The sequence below is a fragment of the Bradyrhizobium sp. WSM4874 genome (genome assembly GCF_055811835.1).
Genome location: NZ_JBVVPR010000008.1, coordinates 62,216 through 85,846, shown reverse-complemented (window position 1 = coordinate 85,846; position 23,631 = coordinate 62,216). Strand labels below are relative to the sequence as shown.

At 64.1% G+C, this 23,631-nt stretch carries 21 protein-coding genes; 4 read left to right on the top strand and 17 right to left on the bottom strand.

Features of this window, described 5'->3' with window-relative positions; translation table 11 throughout:
- The first annotated feature begins 87 nt into the window (after nucleotides 1-87).
- Nucleotides 88-1,188 carry an alkene reductase gene (locus AC0L3P_RS10820; protein ID WP_473301846.1) on the top strand — a complete coding sequence of 367 codons (1,101 nt, stop codon included), beginning with the start codon at nucleotides 88-90 and terminating at the stop codon, nucleotides 1,186-1,188.
- A gap of 196 nt (nucleotides 1,189-1,384) precedes the next feature.
- Here the strand turns inward: AC0L3P_RS10820 and AC0L3P_RS10815 are convergent, their stop codons facing one another.
- From AC0L3P_RS10815 to glpD, 7 genes are all read right to left on the bottom strand, one after another.
- Nucleotides 1,385-3,127 carry an ABC transporter substrate-binding protein gene (locus tag AC0L3P_RS10815; RefSeq protein ID WP_473301922.1) on the bottom strand — a complete coding sequence of 581 codons (1,743 nt, stop codon included), beginning with the start codon at nucleotides 3,125-3,127 and terminating at the stop codon, nucleotides 1,385-1,387.
- A 127-nt stretch (nucleotides 3,128-3,254) separates the two neighbouring features.
- Nucleotides 3,255-3,584 (bottom strand): DUF2160 domain-containing protein, encoded by a 330-nt coding sequence (locus AC0L3P_RS10810; protein WP_473301845.1) that lies wholly within the window; start codon nucleotides 3,582-3,584, stop codon nucleotides 3,255-3,257.
- Between the two features lie 10 nt (nucleotides 3,585-3,594).
- Nucleotides 3,595-4,401: a carbohydrate ABC transporter permease gene (locus AC0L3P_RS10805; protein WP_007606994.1), complete on the bottom strand. Its 807-nt coding sequence runs from the start codon at nucleotides 4,399-4,401 to the stop codon at nucleotides 3,595-3,597.
- Nucleotides 4,401-5,303, bottom strand: coding sequence for a carbohydrate ABC transporter permease (locus AC0L3P_RS10800; RefSeq protein ID WP_275171486.1), 903 nt, complete (start codon nucleotides 5,301-5,303; stop codon nucleotides 4,401-4,403). Before AC0L3P_RS10800 ends, AC0L3P_RS10805 begins: the two co-directional genes overlap by 1 nt.
- A complete protein-coding gene (locus AC0L3P_RS10795; RefSeq protein ID WP_473301844.1) occupies nucleotides 5,303-6,388 on the bottom strand; it encodes an ABC transporter ATP-binding protein in 1,086 nt (361 codons plus the stop codon). The genes AC0L3P_RS10800 and AC0L3P_RS10795 overlap by 1 nt, the downstream gene beginning before the upstream one ends.
- 12 nt (nucleotides 6,389-6,400) lie before the next feature.
- Entirely contained in the window at nucleotides 6,401-7,540 is a 1,140-nt protein-coding gene (locus AC0L3P_RS10790; protein WP_473301843.1) for an ABC transporter ATP-binding protein, read from the bottom strand.
- A complete protein-coding gene (gene glpD, locus AC0L3P_RS10785) occupies nucleotides 7,537-9,087 on the bottom strand; it encodes a glycerol-3-phosphate dehydrogenase (protein ID WP_473301842.1) in 1,551 nt (516 codons plus the stop codon). The genes AC0L3P_RS10790 and glpD overlap by 4 nt, the downstream gene beginning before the upstream one ends.
- A 290-nt stretch (nucleotides 9,088-9,377) precedes the next feature.
- On the opposite strand from glpD, the gene AC0L3P_RS10780 reads away from it, so the two are divergent.
- Together AC0L3P_RS10780 and AC0L3P_RS10775 are read left to right on the top strand one after the other, a co-directional pair.
- Nucleotides 9,378-9,626 (top strand): type II toxin-antitoxin system prevent-host-death family antitoxin, encoded by a 249-nt coding sequence (locus AC0L3P_RS10780; protein ID WP_473301841.1) that lies wholly within the window; start codon nucleotides 9,378-9,380, stop codon nucleotides 9,624-9,626.
- Nucleotides 9,626-10,042, top strand: coding sequence for a type II toxin-antitoxin system VapC family toxin (locus tag AC0L3P_RS10775; protein ID WP_354209145.1), 417 nt, complete (start codon nucleotides 9,626-9,628; stop codon nucleotides 10,040-10,042). The genes AC0L3P_RS10780 and AC0L3P_RS10775 overlap by 1 nt, the downstream gene beginning before the upstream one ends.
- 3 nt (nucleotides 10,043-10,045) lie before the next feature.
- On the opposite strand, the gene AC0L3P_RS10770 is transcribed toward AC0L3P_RS10775, so the two are convergent.
- Both AC0L3P_RS10770 and AC0L3P_RS10765 read right to left on the bottom strand, forming a co-directional pair.
- Nucleotides 10,046-10,888: a DeoR/GlpR family DNA-binding transcription regulator gene (locus tag AC0L3P_RS10770; RefSeq protein ID WP_275171480.1), complete on the bottom strand. Its 843-nt coding sequence runs from the start codon at nucleotides 10,886-10,888 to the stop codon at nucleotides 10,046-10,048.
- Between the two features lie 91 nt (nucleotides 10,889-10,979).
- The gene (locus AC0L3P_RS10765; protein ID WP_354057334.1) at nucleotides 10,980-11,654 is read right to left on the bottom strand and encodes an HAD family hydrolase; all 675 of its coding nucleotides are present in this window, start codon (nucleotides 11,652-11,654) and stop codon (nucleotides 10,980-10,982) included.
- Between the two features lie 154 nt (nucleotides 11,655-11,808).
- On the opposite strand from AC0L3P_RS10765, the gene AC0L3P_RS10760 reads away from it, so the two are divergent.
- A complete protein-coding gene (locus AC0L3P_RS10760; protein ID WP_354057336.1) occupies nucleotides 11,809-12,270 on the top strand; it encodes a nuclear transport factor 2 family protein in 462 nt (153 codons plus the stop codon).
- 141 nt (nucleotides 12,271-12,411) lie between these two features.
- Here AC0L3P_RS10760 and AC0L3P_RS10755 read toward each other — a convergent pair whose 3' ends face one another.
- The 8 genes from AC0L3P_RS10755 to AC0L3P_RS10720 form a co-directional block, all read right to left on the bottom strand.
- Nucleotides 12,412-12,603 (bottom strand): hypothetical protein, encoded by a 192-nt coding sequence (locus AC0L3P_RS10755; protein ID WP_008137732.1) that lies wholly within the window; start codon nucleotides 12,601-12,603, stop codon nucleotides 12,412-12,414.
- Between the two features lie 222 nt (nucleotides 12,604-12,825).
- Nucleotides 12,826-13,236, bottom strand: coding sequence for an acyl-CoA thioesterase (locus tag AC0L3P_RS10750; RefSeq protein ID WP_247372636.1), 411 nt, complete (start codon nucleotides 13,234-13,236; stop codon nucleotides 12,826-12,828).
- A 36-nt stretch (nucleotides 13,237-13,272) separates the two neighbouring features.
- Nucleotides 13,273-15,369 (bottom strand): 3-hydroxyacyl-CoA dehydrogenase NAD-binding domain-containing protein, encoded by a 2,097-nt coding sequence (locus AC0L3P_RS10745; protein ID WP_473301840.1) that lies wholly within the window; start codon nucleotides 15,367-15,369, stop codon nucleotides 13,273-13,275.
- 2 nt (nucleotides 15,370-15,371) lie between these two features.
- The gene (locus tag AC0L3P_RS10740; protein WP_473301839.1) at nucleotides 15,372-16,655 is read right to left on the bottom strand and encodes an acetyl-CoA C-acetyltransferase; all 1,284 of its coding nucleotides are present in this window, start codon (nucleotides 16,653-16,655) and stop codon (nucleotides 15,372-15,374) included.
- The gene (locus tag AC0L3P_RS10735; RefSeq protein WP_473301838.1) at nucleotides 16,655-18,922 is read right to left on the bottom strand and encodes an acyl-CoA dehydrogenase; all 2,268 of its coding nucleotides are present in this window, start codon (nucleotides 18,920-18,922) and stop codon (nucleotides 16,655-16,657) included. The genes AC0L3P_RS10740 and AC0L3P_RS10735 overlap by 1 nt, the downstream gene beginning before the upstream one ends.
- Nucleotides 18,923-19,090: 168 nt before the next feature.
- Nucleotides 19,091-19,714, bottom strand: coding sequence for a flavin reductase family protein (locus tag AC0L3P_RS10730; protein ID WP_027516354.1), 624 nt, complete (start codon nucleotides 19,712-19,714; stop codon nucleotides 19,091-19,093).
- A gap of 135 nt (nucleotides 19,715-19,849) precedes the next feature.
- Nucleotides 19,850-20,449: a TetR/AcrR family transcriptional regulator gene (locus tag AC0L3P_RS10725; RefSeq protein WP_027516353.1), complete on the bottom strand. Its 600-nt coding sequence runs from the start codon at nucleotides 20,447-20,449 to the stop codon at nucleotides 19,850-19,852.
- Nucleotides 20,450-20,484: 35 nt separating this feature from the next.
- Nucleotides 20,485-23,622, bottom strand: a complete 3,138-nt coding sequence (locus tag AC0L3P_RS10720) for an efflux RND transporter permease subunit (protein ID WP_275171470.1) — start codon at nucleotides 23,620-23,622, stop codon at nucleotides 20,485-20,487.
- Between the last annotated feature and the right edge of the window lie 9 nt (nucleotides 23,623-23,631).

Below are 23,631 nucleotides of genomic sequence, written 5' to 3'. Positions count from 1 at the left end.
GCCTGCGCTTTCCGTATGGCTCCTCCCTTGCGCCTCGTGTCGCAATGCACAAGTGTTCCGGATCTCTCACCGCCTGGAAGCATTCTCATGAGCCGTTCGACCAAATTGTTTGAGACCTACAAGCTCGGCCCGATCACGCTGGCGAACCGTTTCGTGATGGCGCCGCTGACGCGCAACCGCGCCGTTCCCGGCACCTTCGTACCGGGCGCGCTCGCCGCCGACTATTACGCCCAGCGCGCCTCGGCTGGGCTTCTGATTACCGAAGCAAGCCAGGTCTCGCAGCAGGGCCAAGGCTACCAGGACACCCCCGGCATCTACTCCAAGGAGCAGGTTGCCGGCTGGCGCAAGGTCACCGATCAGGTGCACCAGCGCGGCGGCAAGATCTTCATCCAGCTCTGGCATGTCGGCCGCATCTCGCACGTCGACCTTCAGGCCAATGGCGCAGCCCCGGTGGCGCCGAGCGCGATCCGCGCCAAGGGCAAGACTTTCGTCAACGGCGGCTTCGCCGACGTCTCCGAGCCCCGTGCGCTCGAGCTCTCCGAAATTCCGGGGATCATCGACGATTTCAAGCGCGCCACGAAGAACGCACTCGAGGCCGGCTTCGACGGCGTCGAGATCCATGGCGCCAACGGCTATCTGCTCGAGCAGTTCGCCAAGGACGGCACCAACAAGCGTACCGACGCCTATGGCGGCTCGATCGAGAACCGCGCACGGCTGATGCTGGAAGTCTCCAAGGCCGTCGCGGCCGAAGCCGGCGCCGAGCGCACCGGCATCCGCATCTCGCCGGTGACGCCGGCCAACGACATCTCGGATTCGAACCCGCAAGCCTTGTACGACCATATCGTCGACGGGCTCGCCGCGCTGAAGCTCGTCTATCTCCACGTCGTCGAAGGCGCCACCGGCGGTCCGCGCGACATCGCCCCGTTCGACTATGCCGGCTTGCGCAAGCGCTTCCCCGGCGCCTACATCGCCAACAACGGCTATGATTTCGATCTCGCCACCAAGGTGCTGGACGCGAACGCGGCCGATCTCATCGCCTTCGGCAAGCCGTTCATCTCCAATCCCGATCTGGTCGAGCGGATGAAGACGGGCGCGACGCTGAACGACTGGGACAAGAACACGTTCTATGGCGGCGGCGCGAAGGGATACACGGACTATCCGACGCTGGCGGCTGAACCGGCGGAGTAAGGCGTCGTCGTCGCTCCATCCTCCGTCATTGCGAGGAGCGAAGCGACGAAGCAATCCAGACTACCTCCGTGGAAAGACTCTGGATTGCTTCGCTTCGCTCGCAATGACGGTGTGGAAGCAAATCCACGACAATAAAAAGGAAAAAGGCCGGGATTGCTCCCGGCCTTTCGTTTTTTGATGTCGCTCGACGCGGCGCTTACTTCGCTTCCGCGCGCTTCGGGGGCTGTGCCGGCCACGACTTGATCAGGGTGTCGTAGTCGACCGTCTCGCCCTTCGGCTTCTCGTTGGCGAGCTTGCGCTGCGGGGCAATCGTGCCGTCCTTCTGGGCCTTGGCGAACCAGTACTCGGCCGTTTCCTTCTTGTGCAGCTTCGGACCGCAGGCGCCCTGCACGCCGGATTTCTCCAGACGCTCCATGACGGAATCCTGCGCAGCGGCAAGCGAGTCCATCGCGGCTTGCGGCGTCTTCGCACCGGACGACGCATCGCCGATGTTCTGCCACCACAGCTGCGCCAGCTTCGGATAGTCGGGCACGTTGTTGCCGGTCGGGGTCCACTGCACACGCGCGGGCGAGCGGTAGAACTCGATCAGGCCGCCAAGCTTCGGCGCACGCTCCGTGAACGACTTGTCCCAGATGTCGGATTCACGGATGAACGTGAGGCCGACATGGCTCTTCTTCAGCGACACCGACTTGGAGACGATGAACTGGAGATAGAGCCAGGCTGCCTTGCGGCGATCCGCCGGGGTCGACTTCAGCAGCGTCAGCGAGCCAGCGTCCTGGTAGCCGAGCTTCATGCCTTCCTTCCAGTACGAACCGTGCGGCGACGGAGCCATACGCCACTTCGGCGTACCGTCCGCGTTCATCACGGCGATGCCCGGCTTCACCATGTCGGCGGTGAAGGCGGTGTACCAGAACATCTGCTGGGCGATGTTGCCCTGCGCCGGCACCGGACCGGACTCGGAGAAGGTCATGCCCTGGGCCTGCGGCGGCGCATACTTCTTCATCCAATCGAGGTATTTGGTGATCGAGTAGACCGCGGCCGGACCGTTGGTGTCGCCACCACGCTCCACCGAGGAGCCGACCGGACGGCAGCCTTCCATGCGGATGCCCCATTCGTCGACCGGCAGACCGTTCGGGATGCCCTTGTCGCCGTTACCGGCCATCGACAGCCAGGCGTCGGTGAAACGCCAGCCGAGCGACGGGTCCTTCTTGCCATAGTCCATATGGCCATAGACTTTGACGCCGTTGATCTCCTTGATGTCGTTGGTGAAGAACTCGGCGATGTCTTCATAGGCTGACCAGTTCACGGGCACGCCGAGCTCGTAGCCATACTTGGCCTTGAACTTGGTTTTGTAGTCGGCGTTGGTGAACCAGTCGTAGCGGAACCAGTAGAGGTTGGCGAACTGCTGGTCGGGCAGCTGGTAGAGCTTGCCGTCCGGCGCGGTGCCGAACGACTTGCCGATGAAGTCGTTGACGTCGAGCATGGGATCGGTGACGTCCTTGCCCTCGCCGGTCATGTAGTCCGACAACGCGATGGTCTGGCCGTAGCGGAAGTGGGTGCCGATCAGGTCGGAATCGTTGATCCAGCCGTCGTACACGTTCTTGCCGGACTGCATCTGGGTCTGCAGCTTCTCGACGACGTCACCTTCCTGGATGAGGTCGTGCTTGAGCTTGATGCCGGTGAGTTCGGAGAACGCCTTGGCCAGCGTCTGCGCCTCGTATTCGTGGGTCGTGATGGTCTCGGAGACGACGTTGATCTCCATGCCCTTGAAGGGCTCGGCGGCCTTGGCGAACCACTCCAGCTCCTTCTTCTGGTCTTCCTTCGACAGCGTCGAGGGCTGGAATTCCGCGATCCACTTCTGGATCGCGGCGTCGTCGGCGGCGCGCACCGGCGCCGAGACGGCCAGCGACACCGCGACGATGGCGGCGACGCTGGACATCGTCAGAAAGCTATTCTTGGTCAATGAACGTTCCCTTCTCCTAAACTGCCGCATGTTATTCCTCCATTGCAGCGACAAACTTTTTACAGACCCGGGTTGGTCCCGGATCTGGCCGTTCCTTCGCGGGCTAGACCGTGCGGAAAATGAGTACGGCCGTGGCCAGCGAAATTCCTGATGCGATCCAAAGGCGCGAAATTTCAAGTCCGTCCTCGCCGATCGGCAGCGTGACGAGGGCGTCAGTGCCGGCGAAAGCGATCCAGAGCAGGTGGATGACCGCCGCCGTGATCAGGGAGATGAACAGACGGTCGCCGCGCGTGGTCGGGATGCGCAGCACGCCGACGCGCTCGGCTTCGGGATAGGCCACCCCAAGCCAGGTCATCACGGCCAACGTGCAGGCGAGCGCGACAAAGAAGATCGCCGTCGGCGGCGTCCAGGCCATCCATGCGATAGCTTCCATTGATGCCTCCCTAGACCCGACCGAGCGCAAAGCCGCTCGCGATATAATTGCGGACGAACCAGATCACGAGCGCGCCCGGGATGATCGTAAGTACGCCGGCCGCAGCCAGCAGGCCCCAGTCCATGCCCGCCGCCGACACCGTGCGCGTCATAATCGCCGCGATCGGCTTGGCCTGCACCGAGGTCAGCGTGCGCGCGAGCAGCAGTTCGACCCAGGAGAACATGAAGCAGAAGAAGGCGGCCACGCCGATGCCGCTCGCGATCAGCGGCACCAGGATCTTGATGAAGAAGCGCGGGAAGGAATAGCCGTCGAGGAAGGCGGTCTCGTCGATCTCGCGCGGCACGCCGGAAACGAAGCCTTCCAGGATCCACACCGCCAGGGGAACGTTGAAGATGCAGTGCGCGAGCGCGACCGCCCAGGGCGTATCGAACAGCCCGATCGCCGAATAGAGGTTGAAGAACGGCAGGGCATAGACCGCGGCCGGCGCCATGCGGTTCGACAGCAGCCAGAAGAACAGATGCTTGTCGCCGAGGAAACGGTAGCGCGAGAACGCGTAGGCCGCCGGCAGCGCCACCGAGATCGAGATGATGGTGTTGAGGACGACATATTCCAGCGAGTTGATATAGCCGGAATACCAGCTCTCGTCGGTGAAGATGCGCTTGTAATGCTGGAGCGTCGGGGCGTGCGGCCACAGCGTCATCGTCGAGACGATCTCGGCGTTGGTCTTGAAGCTCATGTTGACGAGCCAGTAGATCGGCAACAGCAGGAAGATCAAGAACAGCGCCATAATGAGGCGGCGGCCGGGGATCGAGTGCATCACGCGGCTCCTTCCTGCGGCTTCCGCTCGGCGCCGGCATTGGTCATGACGGTGTAAAAGATCCAGCAGACGATCAGGATGATGAGGTTGTAGACCAGCGACAGTGCGGCGGCCTTGCCGAGGTCGAACTGGCCCAGCGCGATCTTGACCAGCTCGATCGACACGAAGGTCGTCGAATTGCCGGGACCGCCACCTGTCACCACGAACGGCTCGGTGTAGATCATGAAACTGTCCATGAAGCGCAGCAGCACCGCGATCAGTAGCACGCGGTTCATCTTTGGCAGCTGGATCGCCTTGAACACCGCCCAGCGCGAGGCGCCGTCGATCTGGGCCGCCTGGTAGTAGGCTTCGGGAATCGACTTCAGGCCGGCGTAGCACAGCAGCGCGACAAGGCTGGTCCAGTGCCAGACGTCCATCACGATCACCGTGACCCAGGCGTCGATCTCGTTGGAGACGTAATTATAGTCGATGCCGATGGCGTTGAGGACATAGCCGAGCAGGCCGATATCGGGGCGGCCAAAGATCTGCCAGATCGTGCCGACCACGTTCCACGGGATCAGCAGCGGCAGCGCCAGGATGACGAGGCAGGCCGCGACCGTCCAGCCCTGGCGCGGCATCGACAGCGCGACGACGATGCCGAGCGGCACCTCGATCGCGAGGATCACCAGCGAGAAGAACAGATTGCGGCCGAGCGAAGCGAGGAAGCGGCCGCCGAGATCGGTCGAAGGATCGAGCAATTCCTTGAACCAGCCGACACCGTTCCAGAAGAACTGGTTGTTGCCGAAGGTATCCTGCATCGAATAGTTCACTACCGTCATCAACGGCAGCACTGCCGAGAAGGCGACGACCAGGAACACCGGCAGCACCAGGAACCAGGCTTTTTGGTTGACGGTCTTGTCCATCAGGCGGCTCCCTCCACCAGAAGGCTGTCGACATAAACGTGGACGTGCGACGGGTCGAATTTCAGGCCGGCCGTGCCGTCCGGGCTGGTGAAGCCGGCCGGCGCGCGGGCCGCGAGTTTTGCGTCACCGAGCCGCGCCCGCGCGAAGCGGATGCGGCCGAGGTCGTCCACGCGTTCGATCTTCGCACTGAGCAGGCCGGGCGCAGGCGCGACGGCCTCAACGAATTCTGGACGGACGCCGATCTCGATCTTCGCGCCATCAGGCAGCTTGTCGTAGCTACGGTTGAGCGCGATGACGTGACTGCCGATCCTGGCCTCGCGGCCCCTCACCTCCGCCGGCAGGATGTTCATGCCGGGCGAGCCGATGAAGTAGCCGACGAAGGTGTGCGCCGGCTTGTCGAACAGCTCGGCCGGCGTACCGCTCTGCACCACGCGGCCGTCATGCATGACCACCACGGTGTCCGCGAAGGTCAGCGCTTCGGTCTGGTCGTGGGTGACGTAGATCATCGTAAGGTCGAGCTCGCGATGGAGCGCCTTCAGCTTGGAGCGGAGCTGCCATTTCAGCTCGGGGTCGATCACGGTGAGCGGCTCGTCGAACAGCACGGCGGCGACGTCGGAGCGGACGAGGCCGCGGCCGAGCGAGATCTTCTGCTTGGCATCGGCCGTGAGCCGTGTCGCCTTGCGGTTCAGATAGGGCTCGAGGTCGAGCAGGCGGCCGATCTCGGCGACGCGCTTGTCGATCTCGACCTTCGGCACGCCGCGGTTCTTCAGAGGGAACGCCAAATTCTGCCCCACCGTCATGGTGTCGTAGATCACCGGAAACTGGAACACCTGGGCGATGTTGCGCTTCTGGGTTGACAGCGGTGTGATGTCCTCGCCGTCGAACAGGATTTTCCCCCGCGACGGCGTGATGATGCCGGAGATAACGTTGAGCAGCGTGGTCTTGCCGCAGCCGGACGGCCCGAGCAACGCGTAGGCGCCGCCCTGCCGCCACGTCATGGTGACAGGCTTGAGAGCAAAGCTGTCCTGCGGCGCATCATTGCCGCCGTAGGAGTGGGCGAGATCGACGAGGTCAATGCGGGCCATGTCGCACCTCCCTCAAGAAACTCTATTTGTTGACGCGTCTTCTTCACGCGAACCGCTACGCGGTTCGCTTGAAAACGCTATGGCGGGTGCCGCGACCAGCCGGTCGGCAGCATCAAACACGAAAACGTCGTTGGGATCGAGCACGGCATCGAGCGTCTGGCCGGGCTCGAACTCGTGCACGCCGTGCAGCACCGCCACCCAATTCGATCCATCGCGGGTCAGATGCACGAAACTCTCCGAACCGGTGATCTCGGTCACCGTTACCGTGGCATGGAAGGCGTGGCGGTCAGTCTCGCCATTGGCAAGCGCGAGCTGATGGGCACGAAATCCGACGCGATAGGCGCCGTCGGCGAGCGAGGAATAAAGACCGGACGCCGGCGCGGCGATGCCACCCGCATATTGCACGGAACCGTTCTTCTTCTCGATACCGACGAGATTTAGCGGCGGATCGGAGAACACCTGCGCGACGCGCAAGGTCTGGGGCCGCCGGTAGACGTTCGGCGTCTCGCCGATCTGAAGCGCTTTCCCCTCCCACATGCACACCGTATTGCCGCCGAGCAGCAGCGCCTCGGTCGGCTCGGTGGTGGCATAGACGAAGATCGCACCGGACGCCTCGAAGATGCGCGGCAGCTCGGTGCGCAGCTCCTCTCGGAGCTTGTAGTCGAGATTGGCGAGCGGCTCGTCGAGCAGGACGAGGTCGGCGCCCTTCACCAGCGCGCGCGCCATCGCGGTTCGCTGCTGCTGGCCGCCGGAAAGCTGGAGCGGCGTGCGCTTCAGGAACGGCTCGAGCCTGAGCAGCCGGGCCGCTTCCGCGACCCGCGCCTCGATTTCGGCCCGCGGCTTGCCCTGCACGCGCAAGGGCGAAGCGATGTTCTCGTAAACCGACAGCGAGGGGTAGTTGATGAACTGCTGATAGACCATGGCGACCGAGCGTTGGCGCACGTCAACACCGGTGACGTCCTTGCCATTGACCAGCAACTTGCCCGATGTCGGCTTGTCCAGGCCAGCGAGCAGCCGCATGATCGAGGTCTTGCCCGACAGCGTCGGCCCGAGCAGCACGTTGAGCGTGCCGCTCTCGAGCGTCAGCGAGACGTCACGGATGTGTGGGATACCGTCGACAGTCCGGGTCACATGATCGAGTGTCACGGTCATGAGCGTCCTCCCGCTTCCAGCAGGGGACTTTGCTGCACGGCGTGGGTCCTGATCCAGTCGTCAAGCACCGCGATCTCATCGGCACTTAGTCGCAGGCCGAGCTTGGAACGGCGCCAGACAACGTCGTCGGCGGTAACGGCCCATTCGTGGGCCATGAGATAGCGGACTTCGCGCTCGGTCAGCGTCGCGCCGAAGGCCTGGCCGAGATCGGCCGCCGATTTCGCATCCCCAAGCAGCTTGATCGCCCTCGTGCCATAGCCGCGCGCGAGGCGCCGCGCATGCTCGTGGCTGAGGAAGGGATAGCCGCGCTGAAGCTCGGCGATCAGGCCGTCAACATCGGACACGCCCATGTCGCCGCCGGGCAGCGGCCATTTGCCGGTCCAGCCTTCGCGCGCTTTCGCACTGCGAAGATAGGGCGCGAGCCGCTCCAGCGCCTCCTCGGCGAGACGGCGGTAGGTCGTGATCTTGCCGCCATAGATCGACAGCAGCGGCACGCCGCCGGGCGTGTCGAGCTCGAACACATAGTCGCGTGTCGCGGCCTTGGCTTCGCTGGCGCCGTCATCGTAGAGCGGACGCACGCCGGAATAGGTCCAGACCACGTCATCGGGCGTGATAGGCTTGGCCAGATATTCACTTGCCGCCGTGCAGAGATACTGAATCTCTTCGGCCGTCGCCTTCACCTTGGCGGGATCGCCGTCATAGTCGCGGTCGGTGGTGCCGATCAGCGTAAAATCGTCCTGATAGGGGATGACAAAGATGATGCGGCCGTCGGCATTCTGGAACATGTAGGCGCGGTCGTGGTCGTAGAGCTTTTTCACGACGATGTGCGAGCCTTGCACCAGGCGCACCTTGGCTTTGGCGTTGACGCCGACGCCGCGGCCGAGCACATCCTCGACCCAGGGACCGCCGGCATTGACCAGCGCACGGGCCTGGATCGACGAACGCGCGCCGGTCAGCGTGTCGATCATGCTGACGGTCCAGATGCCGTCTGACTGTTTGATATCTGTCGCGCGAGTGCGGGTGCGGATCTCGGCGCCCTTGTCGGCGGCGTCGCGTGCGTTGAGCACGACCAGACGGGCATCATCGACGAAGCAGTCGGAATATTCGAACCCACGGCCATAGCGGTTCGGGATCAGCGGGCGGCCGACCTCGTCACGCCGAAGGTCGACCGAGCGGGTCGCCGGCAACAGATGACGGCCGCCGATGTGGTCATAGAGGAAGAGGCCGAGGCGCAGCAGCCAGGCTGGCCGCAAGCCCGCATGGTGCGGCAAAACGAAACGCAGAGGGCGAATGATGTGGGGCGCGATGCCCCAGAGGATCTCGCGCTCGATCAGCGCCTCGCGGACCAGCCGAAACTCGTAATATTCGAGATAGCGCAGGCCGCCATGCACCAGCTTGGTCGACCAGGACGACGTCCCGCTCGCCAAATCATTCATTTCGCACAGGAAAACGGAGTTGCCGCGGCCCACCGCGTCGCGCGCGATGCCGCAGCCGTTAACGCCGCCTCCGATAATGGCGAGGTCGAAAATACGCTCCAACAGACGCATCCCCCGGCGACCGCCCGTTCAATCGAGCGGTTACTTTCGTTTTTGATTAGATCACACCGAGAAACGAAAGCAAGATGAAAGAGAGGCGGAAGGAAGTGAAAGCGGAACTTTGTCGGCGCCAATGAGGTGGAGAAATTGCCAGACCGAGCGCCGCATTTAAGGGCAAAGGGCTCGATTGAACCGCATGCGGGCATGGCTCGCATCAACCAGAGCGCTCAACCCCTTGAATGTAGCAACATTTCTACATATACTTGGCGGTATGGCACTGCCACGGCGAGGAGGCGCTGACGATGGTGACCACCCTGACCAGTCGGGAATTCAATCAAGACACCAGCGGCGCGAAAAAGGCCGCATCGCAGGGGCCCGTCTTCATTACGGACCGCGGCCGTCCGGCCCACGTCCTGCTCTCAATCGAGGAATATTTGCGTCTGAGCGGCGGGCACATGAGCCTTGCCGAGGCTCTTGGGCAAGTGAGCGCGGAGTTCGATTTCGATCCGCCTCGCATGGCAGGTGAGATTAAGGCTGCCGATCTCGACTGATGTTTCTGCTGGACACCAATGTCATTTCCGAACTGAGGCGGCCAGATAAAGCTGATCGCAACGTCGTCGCATGGGCCAATGCAATTCCCGCGGCGAATTTCTTCATGTCTGCCATCTCGATCCTCGAAATTGAACTGGGCGCGCGCTTGATCGAGCGCAAAGACGCGGCGCAAGGTGCCGTCCTGCGCACCTGGATCGATGGCCAAATTCTGGTTCGCTTTGAGGGGCGAATCCTGGCCATCGATACAGCCGTGGCGCAGCGCTGTGCGCAACTTCACGTTCCCAACCCCCGGGCGGAACGCGATGCTCTCATCGCAGCGACCGCGCTTGTTCACGGCTTGACGGTTGTCACGCGCAATGTGGGGGATTTCGAACCAACGGGCGTCCCGCTACTCAATCCATGGGACGCCGCATGAATTCTACCTCAGCCGCACCACCGGCGCCGCCTCTGGCGCTTCTTGTGCCTCGGCTTGGGCATCATCGACGTCCGCCGCCTTCGGCATCGCCGCCATCACCTCGATGCCCTTGCCGTGGCAGATGGTGGCGAGGCGCTCGGGCAATTCCTGGTCGGTGACGAAGGTCTGGATCTGGCTGATATGCGCGATGCGGACCGGTGCGCTGCGCCGGAGCTTGGTGGAATCAGCGACCAGCATGACGCTGCGGGCGTTGGCGATGATGGCCTGCGCCACCTGCACCTCGCGATAGTCGAAGTCGAGCAGAGCGCCCTCCTCGTCGATCGCGGACGCCCCGATGATGGCGTAGTCAACCTTGAACTGGCCGATCAGCTGCGTCGCGGTCGAGCCGACCACCGCACCGTCGGCGCGCCGCACCGTGCCGCCGGCGACCACCACCTCGATGCGGGGATGGCGGTAGAGCAGCATGGCGACGTTGAGATTGTTGGTGATGACGAGGAGATCCTCGTGCGAGGTCAGCGCGCTCGCGACCTCCTCGGTCGTGGTGCCGATGTTGATGAAGAGCGAGCAGCCGTTCGGGATCAGCGAAGCGGCCGCGGCTCCAATCGCCTTCTTCTCGTCGGCGGCGACGAACCGCCGCGCCTCATAGGCGAGGTTTTCCACGCCGGAGGCGATGATGGCGCCGCCATGGATGCGCGTCAGCGATCTCCGCTCGCAGAGATCGTTGAGATCCTTGCGGATGGTCTGCGCCGAGACCTCGAACCGGCGCGCCAGCTCCTCGACCATGACGCGGCCCGAGGCTCGCGCGATGTTGAGGATTTCGGCTTGGCGATGAGTCAGTCCGGTCACGGCGATAGCCTTAGGTCAGGAAGCTGCATGGTGCGGCGGTTCGCGCCTTCGGTCAATGCGCGCGCCGATCACGGTTAACGGACGAAGGTCCTCACCACGCCATCGCGGCAGCGAGGCGCGCGAGCAGCGTGGGATCGTCGAAGGCGCTGGCGGAGGCGATAGCCCCGGCGGCGACGAGATCGGCGTGGCTGAGGCTGGTCCGGATGCCGATGGTCGGAATGCCGGCCGCTGCGGCCGATTGCACGCCGGTGCGGGAGTCCTCGAACGCGATCGAGGCCATCGCGCTGGCGCCGGCAAAGCGCAACCCTTCCTGATAAGGCAGCGGATGCGGCTTGCCGTGCAACAGCTCGGCGCCGATTACGAGCGCCTTGAAGCGGTCCGTGATGCCGAGGCCGGACAGCAGCATCTCCGCATTGAGCCGCGGGGCGTTGGTCACGGCAACCATGGGAATACCGGCCGCATCCGCCCTGTCGAGCAGCGCCATCAGGCCCGGCAGCGGTTCGATCTGCCCAGCGACGAGCTCGCGGAAGACTTCCTCCTTCTCATCTAGGATCAAGGCACGCCGTTCCGGCGCCTCGTCGGGCAGAAAGCGCTCGCCGATCGATATATTCGCGAAACCTTGCAGCTCCCTGGAGAAGCGCGCGTGATCGAAGACATGGCCGCGAGGGCCGAACACCTGATTGAAGGCCTTCAGGTGCAGCGGATCGGTGTTGGCGAGCGTACCGTCGATGTCGAACAGCAACGCCCTGCCGATAGCCTCGATCATGTCCGTACTTTCCCGAATATATGACGCATCAGTACGAAAGCCGTATCAATACAGCGGCAATCGCGCAATGACGCACGTGAATGACCACGACGCGACACTCGACAAAGTCGCGCGCGGCTGCAACACTCCATGCAAGATCAAAAAGGAGGAAACGATGACGATCAACCGACGCGATCTGGCTCTCTCGACTCTTGCTGTCTCCACTCTTGCAGTCTCAGCGCTCACGACACCGGCGCTGGCAGCCTCGGCGGACGAGGAGGCCGTGGCGAAAAAGGTCGAGGCGTTCCGTCTCGCCCAGATGGCGGCCGATCCCAAGGCGCTCGGCGCGCTCTGCGCCGACGAGGTGAGCTACAGCCATTCTAGCGGCAAGGTCGAGGACAAGGCGACTTTCGTCACCAACGCCACCGACGGCAAATCCAAATTCCTGTCGATCGAGTACAAGGACCCGACCATCAAGGTTGTCGGCCCCGCTGCGATCGTGCGTTTCCACTGGGTGGCGGAACAGGAGATGGCCGCCGATGGGAAAAAAGTGCCGACCAACCTTCACATCCTGATGAACTGGCAGAAGCAGGGCGACGACTGGAAGCTGCTCTCACGAGCGGCGACGAAGTTGTGATTGACGGTGTCATTCCGGGACGCGCCAAAAGGCGCGGGCCCGGAATGCGTTCGTCGACATTCTCTGCGGCAAAATGGATTCTCAGATGCGCAATTGCGCATCGTAGCTCGCGCTACGCGCGCTCCGGAATGACAGCTGCGCTTACGCCGCTTCCTTCACATCACCGTTAACCAGCTTGCGCGCGGCGCGCTCGGCTTCGCGCGCGTTGCGGAAGAGCTGGCCTTCGAGACGGTTGAATTGGTGGGACGAGGCGAAGAAGCAATAGCCGCCCTGGCCACGAACAACGATTCCCGCGGTCTCTGAATTAACTTCGATGATGTAGCTGTCCGGCATGGCCCGTAGATTCCTCAGTGCGGGCAAATAACGGCAGCTCTGCCCAAAGGTTCCTAGGGCATATGAGGCCGTTTCCACCCCGAATCGACAGGCAACTGAGTACGCCGGGACCTCATCCGTTTTATGACTGGTTCTTGGCAAAGCCGCGGCGTCGTGACTCAGTCGCGCCGCGTTTGGCGGTGCCGCACGCATCAGACAGATGAGGCGCAACGCCGCGCGCGATTACGTCGCGATCGCGGTGTCGGTCGGGCGAACCGGCTGCGGGCGGCCGTGCTCGTCGATCGAGACGTAGGTGAAATTGCCGTCGGTGACGAGGAACGGTTGCTGCTCGCCGCGGCGTAGCGCCCACGCTTCCAGATGCACGGTGATGGAGGTACGCCCGACGCGGACGAGGTGGGCGTGAACCGACACGAGATCGCCGACATAGACAGCCTTGCGGAAATTCATCGCCTCGATGGCGACGGTCACCGTGCGCGACTTCGCGACCTTTGACGCAAACACGCCGCCGCCGACGTCCATCTGGCTGAGCAGCCAGCCGCCGAAGATGTCGCCGTTTGCGTTGGTGTCGGCAGGCATCGCCAGCGTGCGGATGCAGAGATCGCCGCCCGGCCCCGCATTGGCTTGTTCGTTCATGCCTCTCTCACTCGAAGATTGCTCACTTGAAACTGCTCACTTGAAATTGTCCCAGCCCGGATCCGGCGCAAAGCGCTCGCCGAATCTTCCGGCCAGCGCGCGCAAGGTGGATACGACGTGATCCACGCCACGCGTGCGCGCATAGTGCAACGGACCGCCACGGAACGGTGCATAACCGGTGCCGAAGATCATGGCGCCATCGACCATGTCGGCATCATCGACGATACCCTCGCGAAGCGCCGCAACGCAGACGTTGGACATCGGCAGCACCAGGCGGTCGATCATCTGGTCGGTGACGCGCGGACCGGTCTCGGGCAACGGCGCCTTCTCGGCCTTGCCCTCGCGCCAGACGTAAAAGCCCTTGCCGGTCTTGCGGCCGAGTTCGCCCTTCGCAACCTTCTCGCGCAGCCAGGCCGGGGTCGGCGGCAGCAGATCGCCGAACTTGGTGCGCAGCATGTCGCCGACATCGAGACAAATGTCGAGCCCGACCTGGTCGGCCAGTTCGATCGGCCCCATCGGCATGCCGAACTGCTCCGCGGCAGCGTCGATCAGGCGCTGGTCGATCTTCTCGTCCAGCATCACCATCGCTTCCAGCATGTAGGGCGTCAGCGCGCGGTTGACTAAGAAGCCCGGCGAGCTCCTCACCGATAAAGGCAGCCGATCGATCGCGCCGACGAAGGCGAGTGCCTGCTTCAGCACCTGCGCATCGTTGCCGTCATGGCTGACGACTTCGACCAGTTGCAACCGCGACACCGGGTTGAAAAAGTGAAGGCCGACCAGCCGCTCCGGCCGCGCCAGCGTGGTGCGCAAATCCTGGAGCGGAATGCTCGACGTGTTGGTCGCGAGAATCGCGCCCGGCTTCATCCGCGGCTCGAGAGCGGCATAGACCTTCTGCTTGAGCTCGAGCTTCTCCGGGACCGCCTCGATGATGAGATCGGCGTTGCGGGCGCCCTCCCCGGCCACGTCGGGGATCAGGCGATCGAGCGCGTCGCGCACCTCGGTCGGCTTGCGGATGATCTTGCCATAGAGCTCGGCGGCGCGCTTGACCGCGCCCGCAATCGGCTCCGCCTTCATGTCGGCGAGCGAGACGCGCAGCCCCTGCCCCGCGCACCAGGCCGCGATGTCGCCGCCCATGGCGCCGGCGCCAATGACATGGACATGCTTGATCGTGTTGCCGGAGCCTGCCGCCTTCTTCATCTGCTCGCGCAGGAAGAACACGCGGATCAAATTCTGCGCAGTCGGCGTCACCATCAGCTTGGCGAACGAGGCCTGCTCTGCCTTGAGCATCGCGGCCTTGCGGCCGCCATGGGTCTCCCAGAGATCGATCAAGGCATAGGGCGCCGGATAATGCTCGCGGGACGCGGCCTTCGCGGCCTCCGAGCGCATGCGCCTGGCCAGCAGCCCGCGCACCGGGCCGAAATTGGCTGCGCGCGTGAGCATCCCCGGCCGTACCCGCTTTAGCCGGCCAAACAGTGCGTCCTTCACCGCATTGCGAACGTGGCGCTCCTGCGTCACGGTGTCGACGAGGCCGAGCGATTTGGCGCGGCGGGCATCGATAGTGCGGCCGGTCAGCATCAGGGCCATCGACTGGGTCGGATTGACCAGCGCGGTGAAGCGCGCGGTGCCGCCGAGACCGGGATGTAGCCCCAGCATCACCTCAGGGAAGCCGAAGCGGGCGCCGTCGATGGCGATGCGCGACTGGCAGGCCAGCGCGACTTCGAGCCCGCCGCCGAGGCAGAATCCATGGATCACCGCGACCGTCGGCAGCTTCAGCGCTTCCAGATGGTCGACCACCGCATGGGCCGCGCGGATCCGCGTCTCGACCATCCCGGCATCAGCGACGCCGCGAAATTCGTTGACGTCAGCGCCAGCGATGAAGCCGGACGGCTTTGCGGAGCGGATCACGAGGCCGGCAGGGCGCTCGGTCTCGATCGCCGCCAGCACGGCGTCGAACTCCTCCATCACGTCCGAGGACAGCGTGTTGGCGCTGGCGTAAGTGCGGTCGAACAGCAGCCAAGCGACGCCGTCGGCGTCGCGCGTCAGCTTGAAGTGGCCGTAAGGACTGTCAAGCGCGGGCTTGGGCCCGAGCTCCAGCACGCGGTCGCCGAGCGCGGTCATGATCCTGGAATCCATGGTCACACCGCCTCGATCAGCATGGCGCCGCCGAGCCCGCCGCCGATGCATTCGGTGGCAACGCCGCGCCGCGTGCCGAGCCGCTTCATGGTGTTGACGAGATGCAGCACGATGCGATTTCCGGAGGTACCGACGGGATGCCCGAGCGAGATAGCGCCGCCATCGACATTGAGTTTTTCGCGGTCGATCTCACCGGCAGCGCCGTCGAGCCCCAAAATCTCGCGGCAGAACTTGTCGTCATTCCAGGCGGCAAGGCAGCCGAGCACCTGGGTGGCAAACGCCTCGTTCAGCTCCCAGGTCTCGACGTCCTGGATGGTGAGATCGTTGCGCTTCAGGAGCGGCGTCGCCGACATCACGGGACCGAGACCCATGATGCTTGGGTCAAGTGCGGCCCAGTTGCTGTCGACGATGACCGCCTTCGGCGCCAGCTTGTGCCTGGCGACCGCTTCGTCGGAAGCCAGGATCACCCAGGACGCGCCGTCGGTAATCTGAGAGGAATTGCCGGCAGTGACCTGGCCCCAGGGACGCTCGAACACCGGCCTCAGTTTTGCCAGCGACTCGGCCGTCGAGTCCGGACGCACGCCATCGTCATGGTCGAAGAATTTTCCGTCGCGGGAGAACGCGGTTTCGACTTCGCCCTTGAGAAAACCTTCCGCCTGCGCATGCGCGAGCCGGCGATGGCTCTCGGCGGCATAGGCATCGGACTGCGCGCGGGTGATGCCGAAGAGATGGCCGACGACTTCGGCCGTCTGGCCCATGTTCAGGTCGGTAATCGGATCGGTCAGCCCGCGCTCCAGGCCGATGACCGGCTTGAGATAGCGCGGCCGCAGCTTGAAGGCGGCAGCGAGCTTCGCGGCGACGCCCTTGGCGGTGGCGAGGCCGGCGAACCAGCGTACGCCGGAATTGGGCCAGACCAGCGGCGCGTGGCTAAGCGCCTCGGTGCCGCCGGCGAGAATCATGTCGGCATGGCCCTCGCGGATGTAGCGGTAGGCGGTGTCGATCGACTGCATGCCCGAGCCGCAATTGATCTGCACGGTGAAGGCGACCATGTCCTCGCCCATGCCGAGCCGGAGCGCGGCGACGCGGGCCGGGTTCATTTCGTCCGCGATCACGTTGACGCAGCCGAGGATGACCTGGTCGAAGGTATCAGGCGGAAACGGCTGGCGCGCCAACACCGGCCGGCCGCATTGCACGGCGAGGTCGACCGGCGTGAACGGCCCCGGCCCCGAACGCGCCTTCAAAAACGGCGTCCGGCTGCCGTCGACGATGAAAACCGGTCGTGCCATCAGCTCGCCGCCCTCTGTTCACCGAGTTCCTGGAAGAACTGATGCACGTCGCCGGTTTTCTTGTAAATCGGCGACAGCGCCTCCGGCGCAAAATCGTCGACATCGATCACTTCAGTGACGGCTTCGCGGGCCGCGGCCAGCTGCTCGCCTTCGGCCTGCGTGATCACACCCTTGGCCACCGCATCCTTCCAGTCGCTCATATGCGCCGCGCGCATTCGCCTGGCGATGGCGTCCGTACCTGCGACCAGGTTGAACGCACGCTCCAGCCGGGCGAAGCCGCCATCGTCGTCGACATAAGCGAGGTCGGGCGTGAGGCGGTCGCGCGCGGCCGACGGCTCCAGCACCAAGCTCGCGCATTGATGCACAACCCGGTCCGAGGGACCCAGCACGCGGGCGCCGAATGGCTGGACCACGAATTTGAGGATGCCTGCGACGAAGCGGTTCGGCAGATTGGCGAGAATCTCCGCAAGCCGGTTCTCGATGGTCCGAAAGCCCGTCGCCATGCACCATTCGAGCGCGGCAAAGTCCTCCTTCTGCCGGCCCTCGTCCTGCCAGCGTTTGAGCGCGGCCGAGAGCAGGTACAGCTCGGACAGGATGTCGCCGAAGCGCGCCGACAGCATCTCCTTGCGCTTGAGCGCGCCGCCGAGCGTCAGCAGCGCCATATCGGCGCAGAGGGCAAACGCCGCGGAGTAGCGCGAGAGCTGACGATAGAATGGCCTGGCGTCACCGGCGTCGGGTGCAAGCGCGAAGACGCCAAAGCTCCAGCTCCGGCCGAACGCGCGCAAGAGTGTCTCGAAGCTGTGGCCGACATGCTTCCAGAACACCTTGTCGAAGGCAGTGAGCCCGCGCTCGCGATCGGCATCCGCGAGCGCATTCATCTCGTCGAGCAGATAAGGATGGGCGCGGATGGCGCCCTGTCCGAACACGATGAGATTTCGGGTGAGGATATTGGCGCCCTCGACGGTGATGCCGACAGGGACGGCACGGTGGAGATTGCCGAGATAGTTTTGCGGACCGTCGATCACGGCCTTGCCGCCATGGATGTCCATGGCGTCGTCGACCGCGATGCGCATCCGCTCGGTCGCGTGCAGCTTCATGATGCCGGAGATGACGGCGGGATGGATCCCGGCGTTCAGCGCGGCGCATGTGAGCCGGCGGGCCGCATCGAGCTGATAGGCGGTCGCGACGATGCGGGCGAGCGGCTCCTCGACGCCCTCGAATTTGGAGATCGAGATGCCGAACTGCTCGCGGATGCGGGCATAGGCGCCGGTGGTGCGGGCGGCATAGGCGGCGCCGGCGGCGGAGAGCGACGGCAACGAGATGCCGCGGCCGGCGGCGAGCGCCGTCATCAGCATCTTCCAGCCCTGCCCCAGCCGCGCCTGGCCGCCGATGACGTAGTCGAGCGGAATGAAGACGTCGCGGCCCCAATTCGGGCCGTTCTGGAAGACCTGCATCGACGGCAGATGGCGCTTGCCGATTTCGACGCCCGGAAGGTTGGTCGGGATCAGCGCCACGCTGATGCCGAGCTCTTCCTGGCTTCCCACCAGATGATCGGGGTCATAGGCCTTGAAGGCGAGACCAAGCAGCGTCGCGACGGGACCGAGCGTGATGTACCGCTTGTGCCAGTTGAGCTTCAGACCCAGCACCTCCTGACCCTCGAAGGTGCCCTTGCAGATGACGCCGGTGTCGACCATCGAGGCGGCATCAGAGCCGGCCTCGGGGCTGGTGAGGCCGAAGCAGGGAATGTCGCGGCCGTCGGCAAGACGCGGCAGCCAGCGCTGCTGCTGCTCCTTGGTGCCGAAGTGCATCAGGAGTTCGCCAGGGCCTAACGAGTTCGGCACCATCACCGTCACCGCGGCGGCAATCGAGCGGGTCGAGATCTTGCGCACCACTTCCGAGTGCGCATAAGGCGAGAAGCCGAGGCCGCCGAACTCCTTCGGAATGATCATGCCGAAGAATTTTTCGCGCTTGATGAAGTGCCAGACATCGGGCGGCAGGTCGCGCCATTCCCAGAAGATCTTCCACTCGTCGAGCATGGCGCAGAGCTCATCGACGGGGCCGTTGAGGAAGGCCTGCTCCTCTTCGGTCAGCGTTGCCTGTTTGACCTTCAGCAGCTTCGACCAATCAGGGTTGCCGGTGAAGAGATCGGCGTCCCACCAGACGTCGCCGGCCTCCAGCGCCTCCCGCTCGGTGTCCGACATCGCCGGCAGCACGCCGCGCGCCCAGGAGAAGATCGGCTTTGTCAGGCTGTCGCGGCGGAAGCTCATGGCGGACCTCATGCATCGGCGCGGTGATCGGGCATTTTAGCGGAAAGTGGCCGGCGGCGGTGAACACTTCACCTGCGAAAAGACGCGAATTGACGCGGCCGGGCAGCCGCCCAGGGCCATAACGGCCGAGGCGTGGTGGCAGTTCCGGGAGTACGGAGGTCGGCCGATCTAATCCGGCCGCACCATCTCGAACATATTTTCCGGCTTGATCTCGAAATAATCACCGCTGCGGCCGGCGCGGACGATCGGGCGGGCGGCGGCGGTCTGGTAGACGCCGTCCTTGATCATAGCCTTGTCGATGTGAACGGCAACGACCTCGCCGAGCGTCAGCCAGGCATTGGCCTCCTTGCCGTCGGCGCCCTTGAGCCGGACGATGTCGGACACCTTGCACTCGAAGGCGACGGGACTCTCGCCGACGCGCGGCACGTTGACGAGCCTGCCGGGCACAGCGGTGAGGCCGGCGACCTCGAACTCGTCAACCTCAGGGCCAACGTGCGCCGCCGTCGCGTTCATGTGCCTCGCCAGGTCCATGGTGGCGAGATTCCAGACGAACTCACCGGTCTGCTGGATGTTCTCGACCGTGTCCTTCCAGTTGGTGGAGGAGAAGCCGATGATCGGGGGGACATAGCAGAACGCGTTGAAGAAGCTGTAGGGGGCGAGATTGACGTGGCCTTTGGTGTCGCGCGACGAAATCCAGCCGATCGGCCGCGGCGCGACGATGGCGTTGAAGGGATCGTGCTTGAGGCCGTGGCCCTTGGCGGGCTCGTAAAAGTGCAGGTCTTTGTCGGTCACGCGCTTGCTTCTCCACTGCCCGTCGTTCCGTGGCGGTCCGCAGGACCGAACCCGGAATCTCGAGATTCCGGGTTCGCGCTTTGCGCGCCCCGGAACGACGGCAGATCCGCTTATAGGGGGAAATTCCTGGGCGCGTCAGTGCCGCGGGGACAATCCCGCGATGACGAAATCGATCATCTGGTCGATGGTCGGGCCCGGCTTGGTAGCGCACTGGGCGATCATCTGGGGGTGGAAAAAGCGCATCATCGCCGTGCAGGCGCACAGCGCGGCCAGTTGCAGGTCCGGCGCCTCGAACTCGCCGGAGGCCACGCCTTGCGCGATCATCTGGCCGATGACTCCGGCAATGCATTCCATGTGGTTGACGCAGACGTCCCAGTCCTCCTGCATCGCGATCTCGACCATCTCGTGCAGCTTATTGTCGCCGACATAGCGCTCGGTGTTCATGCGATGGATGGTGGTGAGCAGCTCACGGAAGCGCGGCAGCACCGGACCGGGCCTCGCCACGATCCGCTGCGCTTCCAGCTCGACCTCGCCCATCAGCGAGCGGGCCACCGCCTGATGAATCGCCTTCTTCGATTCGAAGAAACGATAGACGTTGGCGGGGCTCATCTTGAGCTCCTTGGCGATGTCGCCGACCGTGGTCTTGAGATAGCCGATCTGGCGGAACAGCCGCTCAGCCACCTCGAGAATACGATCCCGGGTGTCGCCTTCGATATGTTCCGAAACCAGTGTCATCTGTCAGGACTCGTCAATCAGCAGTTTATCTTCACTTATTCAGCCGCCTCAGCAAGCGGAATTGCGTGCTGGTCATCGCTCCCATGCTGCGGCGCGGCAGGCTGCTCAGGCGTGCCCGCCTCATCCAGGCTCTTGCGGAACCAGAGGGCGTAGAGGCCCGGCAGGTACAGCAGCGTGAGGAAGGTCGCAACGAACAATCCGCCCATGATGGTGATGGCCATCGGCCCCCAGAACGCCGAGCGCGACAGCGGGATCATGGCGAGGATGGCGGCGAGCGCCGTCAGCACCACCGGGCGGGCCCGGCGGACGGTGGCCTCGACGATCGCCTCGCGGCGGGTCAGGCCGTGCGAGACGTCGGTCTCGATCTGATCGACCAGGATCACGGCGTTGCGCATGATCATGCCGGCGAGCGCGATCAGGCCGAGCAGCGCCACGAAGCCGAACGGGGCGTTGGCGATGTTGAGCCCGAAGGAGGCGCCGACAATGCCGAGCGGCGCGGTGAGGAACACCAGGATCAGGCGCGAGAAGCTCTGCAGCTGGAACATCAGCAGCGTCAGCATCACCATGACCATCAGCGGGAAGAGAATGAAGATCGAGGCGTTGCCCTTGGCGGATTCCTCGAACGCGCCGCCCGCCTCGATGCGGTAGGCCGGCTCGAGATTGTCCTTGATCGCCTTCAGCTTCGGCGCGATCTGGCCGGTGACGTCGGGCGCCTGCACGCCGTCGACGACGTCGGAGCGCACGGTGATCGCCATGTCGCGGTTACGCCGCCACATGATCGGCTCCTCGTGGGCATACTCGATCTTGGCGATCTGCTGCAGCGGCACGGCAACGCCGTTGCGCGAGGTGATGGTGAGATCGCCGACTGCGCCGAGGTCGAGCCGCTCGGACGACACGGCGCGCGCGACCACGCCGACCTTCTCGATGCCGTCGCGCACGGTCGTCACCTGTGAGCCCGAGATCAGCATCGACAGCGCCTGCGACACGTCCTGCGGGGTCAGGCCCATGGCGCGGGCGCGGTCCTGGTCGACGACGAGCTTGAGGTAAGGCGACTGCTCGTTCCAGTCGAGCTGGACGTCCTTGACGCTCTTGTTCTGCCGCATGACGTCGCGGACCTGGTAGGCGATCTCGCGCACCTTGTTGGCGTCGGGTCCGATGACGCGAAACTGCACGGGAAAACCAACGGGAGGACCGAAATTGAAGCGGTCGACGCGCACGCGGGCTTCGTTGAGCGCGCCGTCGGCGACGGCGTTTTCAAGCTTGGCCTTAATGCGCTCGCGCGCCTCGACGCCCTTTGCGACGATGACGATTTCGGCAAAAGCCTCGTTCGGAAGCTGCGGATTGAGGCCGAGCCAGAAGCGCGGCGAGCCCTGCCCGACATAGGCCGTGTAGGTCTCGATGTCCTTGTCGTCCTTGAGCATGGTCTCGGCCTTCTTCACCGCCTTTTCCGTGACGTTGAAGGCGGTGCCCTCGGGCAGGCGAAGCTGGAGGAACAGCTCCGGGCGCTCGGACAGCGGGAAGAACTGCTGCTGGACGTGGCCGAATCCGACGATCGAGGCGATGAAGACGCCGACGGTCGCAGCCACCACCGTAATGCGGTGGTTGACGCACCACTGCACGATGGCGCGCAGGCCCCGATACATGCGGGTCTCGTAGACCGCGTGCGGATCGTGATTGTGGTGCACCTTGATGTTGGGCAGCAGCATGACGCCGATATAGGGCGTGAAGATCACCGCCACGAACCAGGACGCGACCAGCGCGATCGCCACGATCCAGAAGATGCTGCCGGCATATTCGCCGACCGCGGAATTGGCAAAGCCGATGGGGAGGAAGCCAGCGGCCGTGACCAGCGTTCCCGTGAGCATCGGAAACGCAGTGGACTCCCAGGCAAAGGACGCCGCACGCATGCGGTCCCAGCCCTGCTCCATCTTCACCACCATCATCTCGACAGCGATGATGGCGTCATCCACCAGCAGGCCGAGCGCGATGATCAGCGCACCCAGCGTGATGCGGTGAAGGTCGAGCGACATCGTGTTCATGACGACAAAGACGATACCGAGCACCAGCGGCACCGACAACGCGACCACGATGCCGGTGCGCCAGCCGAGTGCCAGGAACGACACGAACAACACGATCACCAGCGCTTCCATAAAGGAGTGCACGAATTCGCTGACGGCGTGCTCGACCACCTTGGGCTGGTCGGCGATCAGCTTGATGTCGACGCCCTGCGGCACCGCCTTCATGAATTCAGCCGTCGCCTTCTCGACCTCCTTGCCGAGATCGAGGATGTTGGCGCCCTTGGCGGTGACGACGCCGATGCCGATCGCGGCCTTGCCTTCCTGGCGCACGATGAAGCTCGGCGGGTCGACGTAACCATGGGTGACGGTGGCGATGTCGCCGAGGCGGAACACGCGACCATTGCTCTCGACCGGAGTTTCGGCGACGGCCTTGGCGCCGTCGAGCGCACCGGTCACGCGCAGCGGCACGCGTTGAGAGGAGGTCTCGACCGTGCCGGCCGGCGTCACGTTGTTCTGCTTGGCGAGCGAATCGAACAGCGCCTGCGGCGTGATGCCGAGAGTGGCGAGCTTGGCATGGCTGAACTCGACGAAGATGCGCTCATCCTGGTTGCCGTAGACGTCGACCTTGGTCACGCCCGGCACCTTCAGGAGGCGCTGACGGAAACCCTCCGAGACCTTCTTGAGCTGGGCGTAGTCGGCGCCGTCGCCGGTCATCATGTAGAGGATGGAATCGACGTCGGAGAACTCGTCGTTGACGACGGGTCCCAAAATCCCCGAGGGCAGCTGGCCCTGCACGTCGGCCAGCTTCTTGCGCAACAGATAAAAGAGATACGGCACGTCCTTCGGCGGCGTGGAATCGCGGAAGGTCACCTGGAGCGCGGTGAAGCCCGGCTTGGAATAAGTCTGGACCTTCTCGAAGTAAGGCAGCTCCTGGATCTTCTTCTCGATGGGATCGGCGACCTGCGCCTGCATTTCCTGCGCGGTCGCGCCCGGCCACAGCACGGAGACGTTGACCACCTTCACCGTGAAGAAGGGATCCTCGGCGCGGCCGAGCTTCTGATAGGAGAAGAACCCGGCGACGCCGAGAATGAGCATCAGGAACAGGATCAGCGTCGGATGGCTGACGGCCCAGGCCGAAAGATTGAAGCGCTTCATCGCACTCTC